13 protein-coding genes and 1 pseudogene are annotated in these 16,528 nt (G+C 73.6%); 8 read left to right on the forward strand and 6 right to left on the reverse strand.

The genetic code is table 11. The features are described from left to right. Positions 1–33 precede the first annotated feature (33 nt). The 4 genes and pseudogenes from ABD296_RS18980 to ABD296_RS18995 all read left to right on the forward strand — a co-directional run. Positions 34–279: pseudogene (locus ABD296_RS18980) on the forward strand (NmrA family transcriptional regulator); the annotation flags it as partial. A 392-nt stretch (positions 280–671) separates the two neighbouring features. After that, positions 672–971 carry a Rossmann-fold NAD(P)-binding domain-containing protein gene (locus ABD296_RS18985; RefSeq protein ID WP_344268587.1) on the forward strand — a complete coding sequence of 100 codons (300 nt, stop codon included), beginning with the start codon at positions 672–674 and terminating at the stop codon, positions 969–971. Between the two features lie 167 nt (positions 972–1,138). Next, positions 1,139–1,696: a dihydrofolate reductase family protein gene (locus ABD296_RS18990; protein ID WP_344268404.1), complete on the forward strand. Its 558-nt coding sequence runs from the start codon at positions 1,139–1,141 to the stop codon at positions 1,694–1,696. A 323-nt stretch (positions 1,697–2,019) separates the two neighbouring features. Further along, a complete protein-coding gene (locus tag ABD296_RS18995) occupies positions 2,020–2,526 on the forward strand; it encodes an NUDIX hydrolase (RefSeq protein ID WP_344268407.1) in 507 nt (168 codons plus the stop codon). Between the two features lie 677 nt (positions 2,527–3,203). On the opposite strand, the gene ABD296_RS19000 is transcribed toward ABD296_RS18995, so the two are convergent. Both ABD296_RS19000 and ABD296_RS19005 read right to left on the reverse strand, forming a co-directional pair. Continuing rightward, a complete protein-coding gene (locus ABD296_RS19000; RefSeq protein ID WP_344268412.1) occupies positions 3,204–4,484 on the reverse strand; it encodes an alkyl sulfatase dimerization domain-containing protein in 1,281 nt (426 codons plus the stop codon). Positions 4,485–4,495: 11 nt separating this feature from the next. After that, positions 4,496–5,776 (reverse strand): MFS transporter, encoded by a 1,281-nt coding sequence (locus tag ABD296_RS19005; RefSeq protein WP_344268415.1) that lies wholly within the window; start codon positions 5,774–5,776, stop codon positions 4,496–4,498. Between the two features lie 151 nt (positions 5,777–5,927). Here ABD296_RS19005 and ABD296_RS19010 point away from each other — a divergent pair, with 151 nt between their 5' ends. After that, positions 5,928–7,112, forward strand: coding sequence for a PucR family transcriptional regulator (locus ABD296_RS19010; protein ID WP_344268418.1), 1,185 nt, complete (start codon positions 5,928–5,930; stop codon positions 7,110–7,112). 820 nt (positions 7,113–7,932) lie between these two features. Here the strand turns inward: ABD296_RS19010 and ABD296_RS19015 are convergent. From ABD296_RS19015 to ABD296_RS19030, 4 genes are all read right to left on the reverse strand, one after another. Beyond that, positions 7,933–8,859 (reverse strand): bifunctional helix-turn-helix transcriptional regulator/GNAT family N-acetyltransferase, encoded by a 927-nt coding sequence (locus tag ABD296_RS19015; protein ID WP_344268421.1) that lies wholly within the window; start codon positions 8,857–8,859, stop codon positions 7,933–7,935. Positions 8,860–8,963: 104 nt separating this feature from the next. Then, positions 8,964–9,314: a DUF3817 domain-containing protein gene (locus ABD296_RS19020; protein WP_344268424.1), complete on the reverse strand. Its 351-nt coding sequence runs from the start codon at positions 9,312–9,314 to the stop codon at positions 8,964–8,966. Positions 9,315–9,408: 94 nt separating this feature from the next. After that, positions 9,409–9,765 carry a hypothetical protein gene (locus tag ABD296_RS19025; protein WP_344268427.1) on the reverse strand — a complete coding sequence of 119 codons (357 nt, stop codon included), beginning with the start codon at positions 9,763–9,765 and terminating at the stop codon, positions 9,409–9,411. A 70-nt stretch (positions 9,766–9,835) separates the two neighbouring features. After that, entirely contained in the window at positions 9,836–11,176 is a 1,341-nt protein-coding gene (locus ABD296_RS19030) for a citrate/2-methylcitrate synthase (RefSeq protein ID WP_344268430.1), read from the reverse strand. Between the two features lie 37 nt (positions 11,177–11,213). Here ABD296_RS19030 and ABD296_RS19035 point away from each other — a divergent pair, with 37 nt between their 5' ends. From ABD296_RS19035 to ABD296_RS19045, 3 genes are read left to right on the forward strand one after another with little or no spacing between them, the layout of a single operon-like run. Continuing rightward, positions 11,214–12,455, forward strand: coding sequence for a homocitrate synthase/isopropylmalate synthase family protein (locus tag ABD296_RS19035; protein ID WP_344268433.1), 1,242 nt, complete (start codon positions 11,214–11,216; stop codon positions 12,453–12,455). Positions 12,456–12,505: 50 nt separating this feature from the next. Further along, entirely contained in the window at positions 12,506–13,888 is a 1,383-nt protein-coding gene (locus ABD296_RS19040) for an SWIM zinc finger family protein (protein ID WP_344268436.1), read from the forward strand. Continuing rightward, positions 13,885–16,527 (forward strand): DUF6493 family protein, encoded by a 2,643-nt coding sequence (locus ABD296_RS19045; RefSeq protein ID WP_344268439.1) that lies wholly within the window; start codon positions 13,885–13,887, stop codon positions 16,525–16,527. Before ABD296_RS19040 ends, ABD296_RS19045 begins: the two co-directional genes overlap by 4 nt. The last annotated feature ends 1 nt before the right edge of the window (position 16,528 follow it).

Genomic DNA, 16,528 nt, shown 5'->3' on the forward strand with positions numbered 1-16,528 from the left:
CTGCTTTCACCGATCAACGCAGGGAGTGTCCCGATGATTCTCGTGACCGGTGTTTCCGGGTCGCTCGGCGGCCTGATCCTGGACGGCCTGTCCGCGGTCGGCGGCCTGGAGGTGGCGGCGGGCAGCAGCTCCGGCGGCGGCTCGACCGCACGCCGGGTCGACTTCGACGACCCCGCGAGCCTGGCCGGAGCCTTTCAGGGCGTCGACGTGCTGGTGTTCGTCTCCGCCGGGTACGCGGAGGACGACGTGGTCCTGGCCTGTCATGGGGCGGTGGTCGACGCGGCCGCCGCAGCGGGCGTCCGGCACGTCATCTACACGAGCCTGGTGGGCTCGGGCGAGTTGGTGTCCCTCGCGCTGGCGCACCCGCTGGACCGAGGCGCGCCTGGCCGCGGCACCGTTCGGCGTGACGGTCCTGCGCAACGGCCTGTACGCCGAGGTGCCCGTGGGGCTGGCGGTGGCGGGCGACGCCTCCGCCGCCGAGACCGGTGTCTTCGCCGCCCGCTGCGGGCGGGCCGGGTGTCGGTCGTCGCGAGGGAGGATCTCGCGGACGTGCGGTCCGCGTCGCGTCCGAAACGCGGGAGGACCTCGCGGCGGGCGGCCGCGGCCGTCACGCCGGGAAGACGTACGAACTGGAAGGGGTCACCGCCGTCGGGGGCCGGGACATCGCCGAGGTGCTCACCGAGACGCTCGGCCGTCCGGTCGACTACCGGCCGATCCCCCTCGGCGAAGCACGGGAAGGGCTGGCGACCTTCGGCCTTGAGCCCTACCAGGCCGGACACTCCCTCTCGCTGTTCGCCAACATCAACGCGGGCCTCATGGAAGCCCGCGACACCGACCTGACCGGCCTGCTGAAGACCGAGCCCCGGTCCGTCCGCGACCTCCTCGTCAAGGCGGTCGGCTACCGGTCCCGGCCGGACACAGCCCGCCCGCTACAAACGACCTCATCAGCCACGGCCCCAAACGCATCGTGACGCGCTGCCAATAAGGTTTTCGCTCACCATTGCCGCCGAGGCCGGCAGCGTGTCCAGGCGCTCGACCTGCCGGAGAAGGTTTCTGTCGACGAGTTCGGCCGAAGGCGATGAGTCGGACCGATGCCGTCGGTACATACGGGTGAGCATCGACCGAAGGGACATCCATCGTGAGCGTCATCGTCATTCAGTTCATCACCCTGGACGGAATGGTGTCCGACCCGGACGGGTCGGGGGGCACACCGACCGGCGGCTGGGCGTTCCGGCACGGCCCCGAGACGGTCGCCGGGGACAAGTTTCGGCTCGGAAGCACACTGGACGAGGGGGTAATGCTGCTGGGACGAACGACCTGGCAGCTGTTCTCGCGGCTCTGGTCAGGATGCGACGACCCGTTCTCCATGCGAATGAACGCCGCGCGGAAGCTGGTCGCCTCCCGCACCCTGACCGACGCGTCGGCGTGGAGGAACTCGCAGGTCATCGATGGCGACCTGGTCGAAGCCGTCAAGCGCGAGCGGCGCGACGTGATTATCACTGGAAGCCTGAGCGTCGTCCACGCGCTGATGGCCGAGGACCTGATCGACGAATACCGGCTCCTGACCTTCCCCACAATCCTCGGCACCGGCGAGCGGCTCTTCCCCGCCGACGGCCCGCCTGCATACCTGGAATGCCTGTCGGCCGAGCAGACTGGCGCCGCCGTCCTCACGCGATACAAGAGGGCAGCAGAATGACGGTTCTCCCTCTCGCGCCGTAGCAGGTGCGGGCTGTAGAGATCCGGCAGGACGGAGGACGGCATCGCTGAGCGCGTCCCGACTGGGCAAAGAAAGGTCGAAACAACTCCGGCCGCCGACGTTCGGACGTACGCCACGAATCGTACTCGGCTGTTCTCCTTCGCTGTGGGGCATGCCGGCGGGGACCCGAGCGGCCTGGAGGGCACCTTCATCGCGTTCCCGGACGACTGGGGCCCCCGGACGGGCCGCCGTCCCGAGCGAGGAATGACGACGGGCCGCGCCCGAGGAGACTCGGCGCCGTCCTGGGCTTACCTTGGAGCATCATGAACGGTGCCTTGGCCATCGACACGGCGGGCAACGCCTTGATGGCGTACCTACCGGCCTCAGCCGGGTCCGACGCTCCCGGCGACGCTCCGATGCCTGCTGCCTTGGTCGTTGTGCGCCACGGGATGTCTGTGCTCCTGGTCTTCGACCGACATCGTCGCCAGTGGGAGCTTCCGGGCGGTCGGATCGAACCTGGCGAGAGCCCCCTGCAGGCGGGCGTCCGGGAGCTGTGCGAAGAGACCGGCCTCCATTTGCCCGCCCTCGCTCTCGTTGGCTACGCCCGCTTCCGTCTCGTCGATCCGGGCCGTGAGGAGTACGCCGCCGTCTATACCGGCCGCGTCACCGCCCGCCACCGGTTCGTCCCCAACGACGAGATCAGTGCGATGCGCTGGTGGGACGCCACCGGCGCGCCACCAGCCGACGCTCAGATCATCGACATCACGCTCGCCCGGCTCAGCCTGCCAGCGGCACCAGGAGGTGCCGCTCGTCCAGAGACTCCGGGGTGAGCGCGCCGCCCGTCACGCCCAAGCCCGGCAGCGGCAGGCCGAGATCGGTCGCATCGTCCAGGAGCTCGTGAGGGTCGGTGCCGATCGCGTCGCGTGGCATGTTCGCCCTGAACATCGGGCTCGGTCGTTCGGGCGTAGACGACCGGGCGTCCCGATGCTGGGCGCGACGGCTCCGTCCGCGCCCGACGGCGGTGCGGGGTCACCGAGAGCGTCCAGGACGACGATACGCAACCCGTCGAACGGCTGATCGGCGAAGAGGAGGGCGGAGCGGGCGGTGGGTACCGCGCCGTACGCGGAGGCCAGAGGGTTCGGGCCGTCCGCTGCCCTCACAGCCTCGACGGCCTTCACTTGCGGCATGCCGTCGCGCGTGCGCCGAGCAGGACGTCTCGCGAGCGCGGCGGCGACCTCTGGAGATTCCAGCACGCCGACCGCTTCTGCCGCGTATCGGGCTGCGGTCAGAGCGGTCCGGCGGTCGAGGTGTCGGCGTGACGAAGGGCGTGGCCTATGAGCGGCTCGTCGAATCCCTGATCGGGACGATCAGGAATTCGCCGCGCAACCACTGGCGTGGCGGGTGCGGTCGGCGGCGTGGATGATCCGCCATCGGCCACTTCTCGAAGGCGCCGTCGGCTGGCGCGAAGGGGGGCGCCGCAACACGCGGCGCCCCCCTTCGGGAAGGGTCAGGAGATGAGTTTGCCTAGGGTGGCGGGGGTTTCTGCCTGGCCGGTGGCGCGGCGGGACTCGTCGGCGGCCCACTTGAAGACGCCCGTGGCCATGAGGGACGGTTCGGACGCGGCGCGGGCGGCGTAGACCTCGGCGCGGGCCTCGTGCAGGGATGCGTCCTCCGGGTCGGCCTGGACGGCCATCTCGGCGAGGTGGGCCGCCAGGCGCAGGTCGCCGTCGTCGGCGGCGCGGCGGGCGGCGTCGGCGATGTTGGTGGCGCCGCCGGCCAGGGACGCGACGGCGCGGGCGATGTCGGCGTCGCGGGCGGGCTTGAGGTGGGCGGGGTTGCCGTCGTACCAGCCGCCGTACATGCGCCACAGGTTGCGGACGATGAACTCGGGCTCGTCGTACTTGGCCTGCAGGTAGACGCGGTCGGACAGGTGCGCGGGCGAGGCGACGGCGTGCACGATGGCGTCGAGGCGGCGGCCCTCGTTCAGCATGGCGAGGGTCTGGTCGATGATGCTCTCCAGCCATTCGGCGGTCTCGATGAGCGCCTGGGAGATCCGGTCGGCGCCGAAGATCGGCGCGCCGTGGGACGGCATCATGATCTCGGCGCCGAGGGCGGCCATGCGGCGCAGGGCGTGCGCCCATTCGCGGGGGTAGCGCTGCACCTTCTGCGGGTTGCCGCAGTTGGGGGTGAGCCAGATGAACAGGTCGCCGGGCAGCAGGAGCTTGTACTCGGGGACGTAGGCGACGGTGGCGTCGTCGGTCTCACCCTTGGCGTGGAAGAGGTCGAAGGTGAGGCCGGCGCGGGTGACGGTCAGCGCGTCGCGGTAGGTGACGTCGGGGTGGCGGTACTCGGTGGGCCAGCGCAGGTCAGGCGCCTGGAACTGGCGCTGGTTGATCACCGAGTTGTAGCCGGCGGTCAGGACGTAGCGGTCGAAGCGGTCGCGGACGAGTTCGTGCGCGACGACCTGGGTGCGCGGGCCGTCCTCGGCGTCGAACGGCCCCATGCCCATGACGTGGTCGATGTGGCCGTGCGAGTAGAAGGCGAGGGTGAGCGGGTCGGGCGTCCAGGCGCGGATGCGGTCGTGCAGCTTCGCGGCCGTCATCTGGTTGCCGGTGTCGAACAGGATCAGCTCGCCGGCGTTGCGGAAGGCGATGACGTTGCCGAAGCCGGGCTGCCAGCCGAGGCCGTCGGCGATCTCGATGACGCCGGAGCCGCCCATGCCGGTGTGGACGATGCTGTCGTCGGCCGTGCCGAGCCAGACCTTGTCCGCATAGTCCTTGATGTCCATGGTTCTTCCTCTCAGTGGGTGAGCACGGCGGGCGCCGGGAGCGCGTCGAGCGAGGCGCGGTCGCGGGCCGGGCGGATCAGCGCGGCGGCCAGCAGCCCGCCGCAGATCATCAGGACGGCGCCAAGGTCGAAGGCGTGCCGGAAGCCGGCCGCCTCGGTCGCCGCCGCGTCCACGATCGCGCCGGTGAGCAGCGGGCCGAACGCGCCGGCGGTGGAGGCGGCCGCGGTGACGATGCCGAGCAGCGCGCCGCGCCGGGCGGCCGGGACGAGCTCGGACAGCGCGGCCTGCATCAGCCCGAAGAACGCGTTCCCGACGGTGAAGGCGATCATCATGACGAGGATCAGCGCCGCTCCCCCGCCGACCCGCGTGACCAGCAGCGTCGCCAGGCCGGAGGTCATGACGGCCGCGCCGCCGAGGACGCCGCGCGCGGTCCGGCTCGTCCGGCCGGCGCGCATCATCCGGGTGGAGGCGTAGCCGACGGCGAGCATGAACCCGATGCCGGCGACCTGCGTCCCGGCCGCGATCAGGCTCGCCTTCTCGAGCTCGATGCCGTGCACGCGCTGCAGGTACTGCGGGAGCCAGGTGACCGCGACGGCCATCGTCCAGAACCCGGCGAAGCCCGCCGCGAGGCCGCCGAGGACGGTGCCGCGGGTGAGGAGCCGCCGGTAGGGGACGCGGGGCTCGTCGGTCCGGGTTCCGGCGCGGGACGCGTGGGGGCCCTCGCCGCCGAGGCCGAGCCAGGCGAGCATCCACAGCACGCCGAGAACGCCGGTGAGGGCGAAGGCGGCGCGCCAGCCGAGCCGGGTGACGACGACCGCCAGCAGCGGCGCGCCGATCGCGACTCCGGCCGCGCCGCCGACGGTGAGCAGGCTGCTGGGCAGCGCGCGTTCCCGGTCGGGGAACCAGCCGAACGCGGTGTGGTTGGCGGTCGCGAACGCGGGGCCCTCGGCTGCGCCGAGCGTGACCCGGGTGACCAGGAGGGCGCCGAGCCCGGCCGCCGGCAGCCCGACGGCCAGCTGGGAGACGCTCCACACCGCGACGAGGACGGCCAGCAGCCGGCGCGCGGGCACCCGGTCGGCGAGGAAGCCGACGACGATGCCGGACACGCTGAACAGCAGGTAGAAGGCGCTGCCGATGGAGCCGAACTCGGTGTCGGACAGCCCGAGGTCGTCCCGGATGTGCTTGCCCGCCAGCCCGAGGACGGTCTTGTCCATGAAGTTGATCATCATGAAGAGGACGAGCAGAGCCAGGATCGTCCGGGCTCGGCGGGACGACGCGGGCGGATCCACCATGCGGCGGCGCTCCATTCGGACGGCGGGGTGGTACGGATCACCCTTCCGTCCGGCGGTGCGCGGCGACAACCGGCGTTTCTCCCGCGTTCGTCCGTTTCGGCTGTGACATGTCACAATCAGCGGCAGGGAGGTCGCCATCGAGAAGGAGCGGGTGCGGCAGGCCGCGGCGGAGCTGGCGGCGCGCTGCGAGGGGCAGGTGAACCGGCTCGCGCGGGAGCTGGCGGAGCGGCGCTTCGCCGCGATCCCCGACTACGCCGACCTGCCCGCGGACATGCGGGACGTGGAGATCGCGGCGACCGCCCGGTACGCGATCCGGCAGTTCCTGCGGATGGCCGCCGGCACCCCGGTCGACCAGGACGATCTGCGCCTTTTCCGCGAACGCGCCGCGCAGCGGGCCGAGGAAGGCGTCCCCCTGGCGACGCTCCTGACCACCTACCACATCGGCGCCGAGGTCATCTGGGACGCACTGGTCGCCGAGGCCCGCCCGGACGAGATGGACGCGCTGCTGATGCTGGCCCGCCTCCAGCTGCGCGGCACCAACCGGGTCGTCGTCGCGGTGACCGAGGCGTACCAGGCGGAGCGGGCGGCGCTGCTGGACGAGCGGCGCGAGGCCGTCCGCGACGTGGCGCGGGCCCTGCTCGCCGGGGAGGCGGCCGGCGCGACCGCGGCCCGGTACGGGATCCCCCTCGCGGACGCCTATCTGGTGCTCGACCTGCGCCTCAAGGACGGGCCGCCGAACGCGGGCGTCGCGGAGCGCCGCGTGCTGCGGCGGATCCGCGCGGGCCTGGAGGGGGTCGGCGAGGGCACGCCGCTGATGCTGCCGGACGAGCACGGTGTGCACGTCCTGATGCCGGCGCACGCGGCCGAGCGGCTGCCCGAACTGGAGCGGCTCCTCGTCGGCGCCGGCACCGAGGCGGTGCCCGTGATCGCCGGTGCGGCCCGCTCGCAGGGCACGGCGGACGTCCCGGACGCGTCCCGGCAGGCCGCCCGGATCGCCGGCATCGCGCAGGCCACCGGACGGCCCGCCGGCGTGTACGAGCTGGGCGACGTCCTGCTCGACTACCACCTGACCGGCCCCGGCGACAGCGGCCGCGTCGTCGCCGCCGCGCTGGAGCCCCTCGACGCCCACCCGGAACTGCTGGAGACGCTCCGCGCGTTCCTCGACGGCGACATGGACCGCCGGCGGACGGCCGCCGCGCTCGCCGTGCATCCCAACACCGTCGACAACCGGCTCGCCCGCATCGCCCGCCTCGTCGGCGCCGACCCGCGCACCACGCGCGGCATGCTGCTGTGCGCCACCGCGCTCACGCTCCGTGGCCGCGGCGGCCGGGCGTGAGGATCGTCCGCCTGTCAGCGGGCAATGCCCCGGCAAAGACCTCCAGGCGATCATGATTCTTTGAGCACCCCCGGTTTACGCCCGCATGACGTGCGGGTACTTACCGCAACGTGTTCGTGACACAGGGTGAACGGCAGACCACTGGGACGGCAAAGTCCCAGGTCGGATCGGGGAGGTGGGAAATGACCGGCACACAGCGTGAGCAGCGTCCCACCGATCCGGCGCATCGTTCGCCGTACGGCCCGGCCGGCGCGGCCGAGGGCGTTCCCGTGATCGGCCGGCAGGGCACGCGGCGTCCACCGACGCGCGCCCGGCCGGCCGGCCGCGGCGACACACCTCGGGTCCTCGGCCGCACCGGAACGGTCCGGGCCTCCCGTCGCGACCAACACCGGGCGCCGGTGCCGTACGCCCCCGCGGCACCGGCGCCCCTCACCGCCGGGCCGGCGGCACCGCCGACCTGCGCCGCCGGCCCGGCCCCAACGCCCCCGTCCGTCCGGGCGCCTTCGTGGTGCCCGCCTCCCGAAGCCGGACGGGCCGTCACGCCCTCGTCCGGCCGGGCTCGGGAGGGAGGTGGGAATCAGCCCTGATCGAAGCCGGCGCTACGCCGGTGCACCAGGCGGCCGGAACTCCGTCCGACCCCCGTCCCGGCCGCCCACACGCAGTAAGGGATCGCTGCGGGGCCGAGCCCGTGAAGGCAAGAGCGCCTTCACGGGCCTCGGTTCGTTCCCAGGCCCCCGCTCCGGGACGAGCCCCCGCCGGTCGCGCCGCGGAACAGGCCCGCTCCGCCTCAGCTCGCTCCGCAACGGCCCGCTCCAGAAGGTCAGAGCTTCTTGCGCCACACCTGCCCGTGCACCACGTCGCCGAAGCGGGCGACCGGCGGCTCCTCCTCTTCCAGCACGAACCCGGCCCGCTCGTAGATGCGGTGCGCGGGCCGCTGCAGCGCCGTCGTCCACAGCATGAGCTCGCGGTAACCGACCTCGGTGGCGAACCGGACGCACTCGCCGACCAGCGCCGCGCCGACGCCCATGCCGCGGGTGCCGGGCTCGACGTGCAGCAGGCGCAGCTGGGCGACGTCGTCCTCGCGCCGGACGCAGAAGACCGCGCCGACGCGTTCGCCGCCGGCGGCCTCGGCGATCCACGCGCTCTCCCGCTCCGGGTCGTGGTCCTCGACGTAACCGGCGACGACCCGGGCGACGAGCGCCTCGTAGGTGCGGTCCCAGCCGCACTCCTCGGCGTAGAGGGCGCCGTTGCGCTCCACCACCCAGCCGAGGTCGCCGGGGGCGAGCGGGCGCAGGGTGAAGCCGTCCGCGCGGGCGTGGTCGCCGAGGATGCCCTGGACGGTGCGCATCGCGGACAGCAGGCGCCGCCGGTCGTCCTCCGGCAGGCCTTCGAGCAGCGCGCGGATCTCGGCGCTGGACCGCTCGTCCAGCATCGCCTGCACCTCGCGGCCCCGCTCAGTGAGCCGGACGACCTGCCGGCGGGCGTCGCCGGGGGCGCGCTCGCGGACCACCAGGCCGTCGTTCTCGAAGCGGGTCAGCATCCGGCTGAGATAACCGGGGTCGAGGTCGAGGGTGCGGCGCAGGGCCAGCACCTCGGTGTCCTCCCGCTGCGCCAGCTCGAAGATCACCCGGGCCTCGGTCAGGGAGTAGGGCGAGCGCACCAGCCCCTCGCCGAGCACCCCGATCACCCCGGTGTAGAACCGGTTGAAACCGCGGACCGTGCCGACCTCCGCCGCGGACGCCGCCATCGCGCCACCTCCCATGTTTGACTCAGTCAAACGTTACTCCGCGGGAGACGGATGATCCAGCCTTCGAGGGATCGAACGTCGGACGAACCGGGCGCGGGGAGGGGTCAGGCGCGGGTGGAGTCGGCTCCGGACGGCTCGGGCTCCGCCGCCCCGGCGGGCCGCACCTGACGGGCCTCGCTCACGACCTTGCGCTCGACCCAGAACGTCATCAGCGGCACCACACCGCCGAGCACGATCAGCACCATCTTGCTGAGCGGCCAGTCCGCCCGCCGCCACACGTCGTAGGCCGCCACCAGATAGACCATGTAGAACAGCCCGTGGACGGGCGCCACGATGCCCGCCATCGCGGGCATGTCGGTCGGACCGTACTTCAGGATCATGCCGATCACCAGCAGCACCAGCAGGCTGCCGACGAGCAGGGCCAGGATCCGGTACCGGGTCACCGCGCCTTCCACAGTTCACACCTTTCCTCGGCCGGCCGCTTCCGGCGGCCCGCACACATCGGACGGCCCCGCGCCGGCCGCGGCGCCGCCCGCCGGGCGGCCCGGGTCAGCCGCGCCGGTCGGTCTGGGAGTTGAGCCGCGCGAGGTAGCGGTTGTAGGCCGCGAGCGCGGGGTCCTCCTCCTCCTGCTGCCGGATGATCGCGCGCTTGACCGCGGCCTCGGCCGGCTCCTCGATCACCTTGGGCGCCGGGCTCACGCCGGCCTTCTCGTCGCGGATCATCTTGACCCACATCACGATCACGAAGATCGCGAAGATCGGCCATTCGAAGGTGTACGCCCAGCTGCGGTCGTTGCCGGCCTGGGCGCGGTCGTACTGCCACCAGCCGAAGCCGATGAACGCGCCGCACAGCAGGACCGCGATCGCATGCAGTCCGAGCCAGCCGGGGGTGAGGAACCGTCGCACGTCAACGAGCGTACCCCCGGTCCCGCGCCGCCCGCGCACAACCCCCGGATGGCCGCGGACGCGGCGGTGGTCACCGTTTCCGCCCTGGTCGGCGCGGTGCGGACGCGGCGTCCGGAAGCGGCGGCCCGGTGTAGACGGCGCGGGGGCGCAGCGGATGCGCCCCGCCGTACTCCTCCAGGGCGTGCGCGATCCACCCGGCGGTGCGCGCGACCGCGAAAACCGCCTCCCCCGCGCCCGGGACGAATCCGGCGACCGCGCCGAGGACCGCCACCGCGAAGTCGATGTTCGCGGTGGGCAGCCGGCGCCGGGACGCCTCGTCCAGGACGGCCTCGGCGGCGGCGAGCCGCGGGTGTCCCGGCGCCGCCGCCCGGACCAGGTCCAGCAGCAGCGTCGCGCGCCCGTCGCCCGACTTGTAGACCACGTGCCCGAAACCGGGAATGCGCTCGCCGGCGCGCAGCCGTCCGCCGATCACCTGGACGGCCGAGGCCGGGTCGGTGACCTCCGCGAGCAGCCGCTCCGCCCCGTAGGACGCGCCGCCGTGCAGCGGCCCGCTGAGCACGCCGAGCCCGGACGCGACGACGGAATACGGGTCGGCGCGCACCGACGCGGCCACGCGTGCCGCCAGCGTCGAGGCCGCCAGCTCGTGGTCGGCCAGCAGGATCAGCGCAGCCTCCAGCGCCCGCAGCGTCCCCGCCTCCGGCGGCCGAGGGCACAGCCTCCCCCACAGCCGCGCCGCCACTCCCTCCTCGTTGAGTTGCGGCGAGTCGTCGTTATGGGAGCGCTCCAGACGACGACTCGCCGCAAGTGAACGGGGGTTCACGGGAGGCAGGGCCTCGACCAGGCCGGCGATGAGGGAGCGGGCGGTGCCGGTGACACCCTCCAGGTCCAGGTGGTGGCGGAGCGGGTCCGCGGCGGCGAGCGCGGTGACGATCAGCTGGAGGCGGTCGAGCGGGAGGAGCCCCGCGGGCAGGCCGGACTGCGCGGCGACGGCCGCCGCGACGCCCTCGTCCCGCGCCCGCCACGGCTCCTCCCCCGCGCCGTCGCGGCCCGTCCAGAGCCAGCCGGCGACGTCCTCGAACGCGCCGGACTCCGCCAGGTCGAGGACGTCGCGGCCCCGGTAGTAGGGACGGTCGGCGCCGAGCGCGGTGATCGCGGACTCGATCGCGAGCTCTCCCGGACCCGGACCGCGGCGGGGCTTGCCGCGCCGGGCCAGCTCCTCCACCTGCGCGGCGTCGAACAGGCTGCGCCTGCCGTCCGGGGCGTGCCGGCGGCGCAGCACGCCGCGGCTGACGTAGGCGTACAACGTGGCGGGCTTCACACCGAGCCGCTCGGCGGCGGCCGCCGCGTCGATCCATCCGCCCACCTGGTCGTCCTGGCCCATCGTCACCTCGTCGACATTGATTTTAGTCAATATTGATACATATGGATTCGACTGTCAATCTGAAGGCATGCCACAGATTCACTTCCTCGACGTCACCAACCGCGACGGCGTCCAGACGGCCCGGACCGGGCTGTCGAAGTTCGGCAAGACGATGGTGAACTTCTACCTGGGACGGCTCGGCGTCGCGCAGTCCGAGATCGGCTTTCCGTTCCTGTTCCACGAGGTCCCCTACGTCCGGGCGCAGATCGCGCTGGCGGAGGCGGGCGCGTTCGGCGACCTGCGGCTGTCGGGCTGGTGCCGGGGCGTGCCGCAGGACGTGGAGAAGGCCGTCCAGGTGCGCGCCGGCGGGAAAGGCCTCGCGCACTACAACCTGTCCATCTCCACGTCCGACTACATGCTCGCGAACAAGTTCCGCGGGAAGCTGGACCGGGACGCCGTCATCCGCGAGATGACCGCGGCCGTCCGCGCGGCCAAGGCGGGCGGCGCGCGGACCGTCGGTGTCAACGCCGAGGACGGCTCCCGCACCGACGACGGCTTCCTCACCGAGTTCGCACTCGCCGCGAAGGAGGCCGGCGCCGACCGCGTCCGCTACTGCGACACCATCGGCGGCGACACCCCCGACCGCATCCGCGAGCGCTTCGCCAAGCTCGCCTCCGCCGTCGGCATGCCGGTCGAGACGCACTGCCACAACGACCTCGGCCTCGCCGTCGCCAACTCCATCCACGGCGCGCTCGGCGACCTGCAGGCCGGCCAGGACGCCTGGATCAACACCTGCGTCAACGGCATCGGAGAACGCTCCGGCAACGCCGACCTGCTGTCGACCATCCTCGCCTTCCGGCACGCCTTCGACCCGCAGGTGAACGGCTCCGAGATCGGCGACCCGATCGACCTGTCCTGGGCGCGCCGCTTCGCCCTGTGGGCGAGCTACGCCTTCGGCCAGCCGCTCCCCTACAACCAGGTCGGCGTCGGGCGGAACGCCTTCGCGCACGAGTCGGGCATCCACGCCGACGGCGCGCTCAAGGACCACGGCAACTACGAGCTGTACGACGACGAGACCCTCGGCCCGTTCCCCGACGACTGGCACGCCCGGCGCGGCCGCGTCGTCCTGACCGGCGAGTACGGCGGCAAGGCCGGATTCCGGCACGTCATGGACGGCCTCGGCGTCGAGCCCGCCGACGAGGAGCTGTCCTTCAAGCTCGTCCAGCTCTGCAACGCCCAGACCAGCCGCCCCCTCACCGACGACGAACTCCGCCTCATCGCCGAATACCCCCGCGAACTGGCACTTCTCTTCTCGGGGGCCATCGAGTGATTCGCCGGTTCTGGCGCTTTTGTCGCTGGTGATCTCTACCTTGTGGAGGCATGGCGAGCGGTGCTGCGGCGACTCAGGCGTATTCCTACACGCGTCCCTCCGGGCTGGACGGCGGCCTTCTCGGGCTGTCGACGTCCGGGGGGACGACGAGCACCGGGCCGCGGGCCCATCCGCACTTCTTCAGCGGGGTGCTCACCGAGGCGGCGCCGGCCGCGGCGGCGCTGATCGCGCTGGCCGACGTGGCGCGGACCCGCTACTTCCAGCCGCGCCCCACCGGATTCCGCGACCCGGTGGTCACCTGCAACGGCGACCGGCTGCGGATGGAGTCGTTCTCCGCGTGCGGCGGCGTCTACGCGCGGCTCGACGTGCTGGAGCCGGCGCTCGACGGCGAGGTGCTCGAACGCGGCACCACCAACGTGGACGTCAACGGCCCGCTGCGGGAGGCCCTCGCCCGCGTCGGCGGGTCGGACCCGCTGCACCTCGCGGTCGGCGCCGAGGAACTGGCGGTCACCACGCTGGACGGCGCGGTCGTGGAGAAGAAGGTGCCGCTGCCGGAGCGGTGGCTGCGCGGGTTCGCCGAGGTCCAGGTGATCACGACCGGGTTCGATCCGCGGGCCGAGCTGAGGGGCCCGGACGCCGTGCGGTTCCTGCGGTCGCTGCCGGCCCGGCAGCGCGGGGCGCTGTGGGCGGTGCCGGCCGGGCGGACGCTGCGGCTGTCGTCGCGTCCGGCACGCGGAGCGGTGTGCCTGGCCGGGCCGGACCGGCTGCGGACCATGCTCCCGCTGCTGCGGTTCGCCCGCGCGCTGCGCGCGTACGGGCCGGCCGTCGCCGCGGCGAGCGGGGCGGTGGCGAGCGTGTGGGAGCTGGAGCTGCCCGGGATGCGGTACTTCCTGACGCTGTCGCCCGAGCATGCGCGCGGCTTCTCCGGCGAGGGCGCGGTCCTCGACGCCCTGGCGACGGACGAGGTCGCGGGGGACGCCGACCTGGTCGGCGCGCTGCTGTCGTTCGAGCCGCGCGTGGACCCCGACCTGCTGTCCGAGCGGTCGGGCCTGTCGCTGGAGCGGACGAGGGCGGCGCTGACGCAGCTCGGCACGTCCGGACGCGTCGGCTTCGACACCGCCGAGGCCGCGTTCTTCCACCGCGAGCTCCCCTACGACGCGGCGCGGGTCGCGGCGCTCAACCCGCGCCTGCGGTCGGCGCGGGCGCTGGTCGAGGACGGCGCCGTCCGGTTCGACGGCGACGACACGGCGGTCGTGACCACCGACGGCGGCGAGCGCCGTGTCCGGTTCGAGGGGGAACGGGTCACCTGCACGTGCCCGTGGTGGTTCGATCACCGGGGCGAGCGCGGCCCGTGCAAGCACGTGCTCGCGGCCACGATCGTCCGGCGCGACGGCGAACTCGTCGCCGGGCTGGACACAGAGGCGGCGCGATGAGCTGGGACGAGGTCCGGGACGCGATCGACGCGAAGGACGCCGGCCGGGTGATGGTGCTGGTCTCCAAGCTGGACACGGCGGGACGCAAGGAGGTCGCCGATCGGCTGCCCGGCCGGCTGAAGGAGATGCGCGGCGACTGGGGGGACCTCGAAAAGGGCTTCCACCAGCCGCTGATGCTGGCCGGGGCGGGAACGATCGGCGGGGCCGCCGCCGTGGCGGCCTGGCTGTGCCGCCGCGAGTTCGACTCGTGGTGGCTGCGCTCCCAGGGCCCTCAGCTGCGCCGGGACCTGGACGCGGTCACCGCGCACCGACCGGCGGAGTGGCGGGCGGACGCCGGCCGCCGCATCGCCGAGCGCATCCGGGTGACCGACTTCGCGGAGGAGGCGCTGCCGCGGTGGCACATGGCGGCGGGCCTCACCCTGTCGGCGGGCGCCGGGCCCCCGGCGGTGGACGCCTTCGCCGTGATGTGGGTGAGCGGCGGCGCGGACCTGGCGGCCCTCGCCGGCGACCCGTTCCTGGAGGCGCTCGTCCCCCGCCTGTTCGAGGCGGACGGCGTCGGCGCCGCCCTCGCGTTCGACCGGAGCAGCGCGCAGTGGAACCCGGACCGCGGGACCTGGGCCGACGCGCTGGCCGAGCTGGCCGCCACGGGACGGATCGCCCGCGACGCGCTGATCGACGGCTGCGTCCGGCGGTTCCTGCGCGGCGGAACGCCGCACGAGCTGCGCTGGTTCGCGCAGTTGCACGATCTCCTGGAGCCCGCGGACGACGAGGTCGCCGCGCGCGTGCGCGACTACGCGCGCCTGCTGCCGTCCGCGCCGTCCACGGTCGCGGACCTGGCGCTGCGGGCCGTCCGCAGGGCCGACGAGCTGGAGCGGGTCGACGAGCCGCTGTTCGAGGAGGCCGCCGGCGCGGTGCTGTTCCGGCCGGAGAACAAGCTGGTCCGGGCCGGCCTGAGCTGGGCGGACCGGACGGCGCGCAAGCGCGGCCGGGTCGACGCCACGCTCCGCGCCGTCACCGCCGTGTTCTCGTCCGACGTCCTCGACCTGCGGGAACGCGCCGTCAAGATCGCCGTCAAGCATGCGGGCCGGGCGTCCGCCGAGGCCTGCGGGCAGGTCCGCGGCGCCGCCGCCGGCCTCCCGGACGCGCTCCGCGCCACGATCGCCGCCGCGTTCGGCGAGGTGGAGTCCGAGGCCCCGGTGGTGCTCGGGCCGCCGCCGTTCGTCCCGCGCGAGATGCCCGCGCCGATCGGCTCCCTCTCCGATCTGGCCGGAGAGTTCGACGCCCTGCTGCGCACCGAGCACCCGGACGGAATAGCGGTCGAGCGCTTCCTGGCCGCGCTCGTGGAGTTCGCCTACGAGGACATAGACGCCGTCCGGAACGCCATGCGCCCCGTGGTGACCGTGATGCCCTGGCTGGCGAATCCGGACGTGTCGATAGGCAACCACCACGAGAACGACTGGACGCTGCTCGCCGTCCGGTGCCTCCTCGTCCCGAAGTCGACCGGCGGGCTGATCAACGCGCTCGCCGCGTTCGTCAAGGGCTGGACGCGCAAGGGCCAGACCGTCTTCGACCCGCAGATGGACCGGTTCCTCGCCCTGCGCGGCCGGGAGATCGCCGCCGCCGTGGGCAGGGCGCCGGTGCTGCTGGCGACGCCGACCGCGGCCTCCGGTCACCTCGACCCGGACGTGCTCGTCGGACGGCTCGAACGGCTGGAGGCGGCGGGCGCCGAACCGGGCCGCGCGGAACTGGCGCAGGCGATGCTCCGCGTCCCGCGGGAGATCGACCCGGCCGCCGTCGCCCGCGCGAAGGGCCTGACGTCCAAGGCCGGGCAGGCGATGGCCGCATGGCTCGCCGAGGGACCGCCGGCCGACCCGGACGTCCGGTGCGAGATCCTCGCGGAGCCGGAGGCGACCCTCGGCGACCGCGCGCTCCGCCTCCCGTCCCGCGTCCTGTCCACCGTCGCCATGCCCGGCGACACCGACGTCGCGCGCCTGTGCGCCTTCCCCGAAGAGGGCTGGCGGGACTTCGGGCGGCCGACGTACTCCTCGTTCTTCGCCCGGTGGCCGGGGATCACGCCGTCCCACCGGGAGATCGCCGCCGCCCACCTCGTCCCGTACCAGGCGGGCATGACCGACGAGAACTGGCTGCAGGGCGCGACGATGCTCGCGCTCGCCGAGGCCGACGGGCCCGCCGGAGCCGCCACCGGGACGCTGCTCGCCCTCACCCTGGCCAACCGGCACGAACGCCACCGCGCCGACGCCGTGGACGCCCTGCTCGCGCTGAGCGCGCGCGGCGTCCTGCCCGCCGCCGAGACCGGCGCCGCGATCGGCGGGCTCACCGCCGCCGACCGCATCAGGCTCGGCCGGGTCGTGAAGGCGCTCGGCACCGCCGCCGACGCCGGCGCGCACGCGGACGTCTGGTCGGTGATCGCCACCGCACTGCCCGAGGCTCTTCCCGCGCCGGGTGTGCGCGCCCCGGCCGGCCTCCCCGACCTGCTCGCCCTCGGCACCCGCACGGCCGAGACGCTCGGTGCGCGCGGCGCGATCCCCGCGCTGGAGGCTGTCGCCGGGCGCGGCGGGTCGAGCCGGCTGGTGAAGGAGGCCGCCCGGCTGCACCGGACCCTCACGACCGCAACCTGAC

The sequence above is a fragment of the Actinomadura napierensis genome, assembly GCF_039529375.1.
Taxonomy (GTDB): Bacteria; Actinomycetota; Actinomycetes; order Streptosporangiales; family Streptosporangiaceae; genus Spirillospora; species Spirillospora napierensis.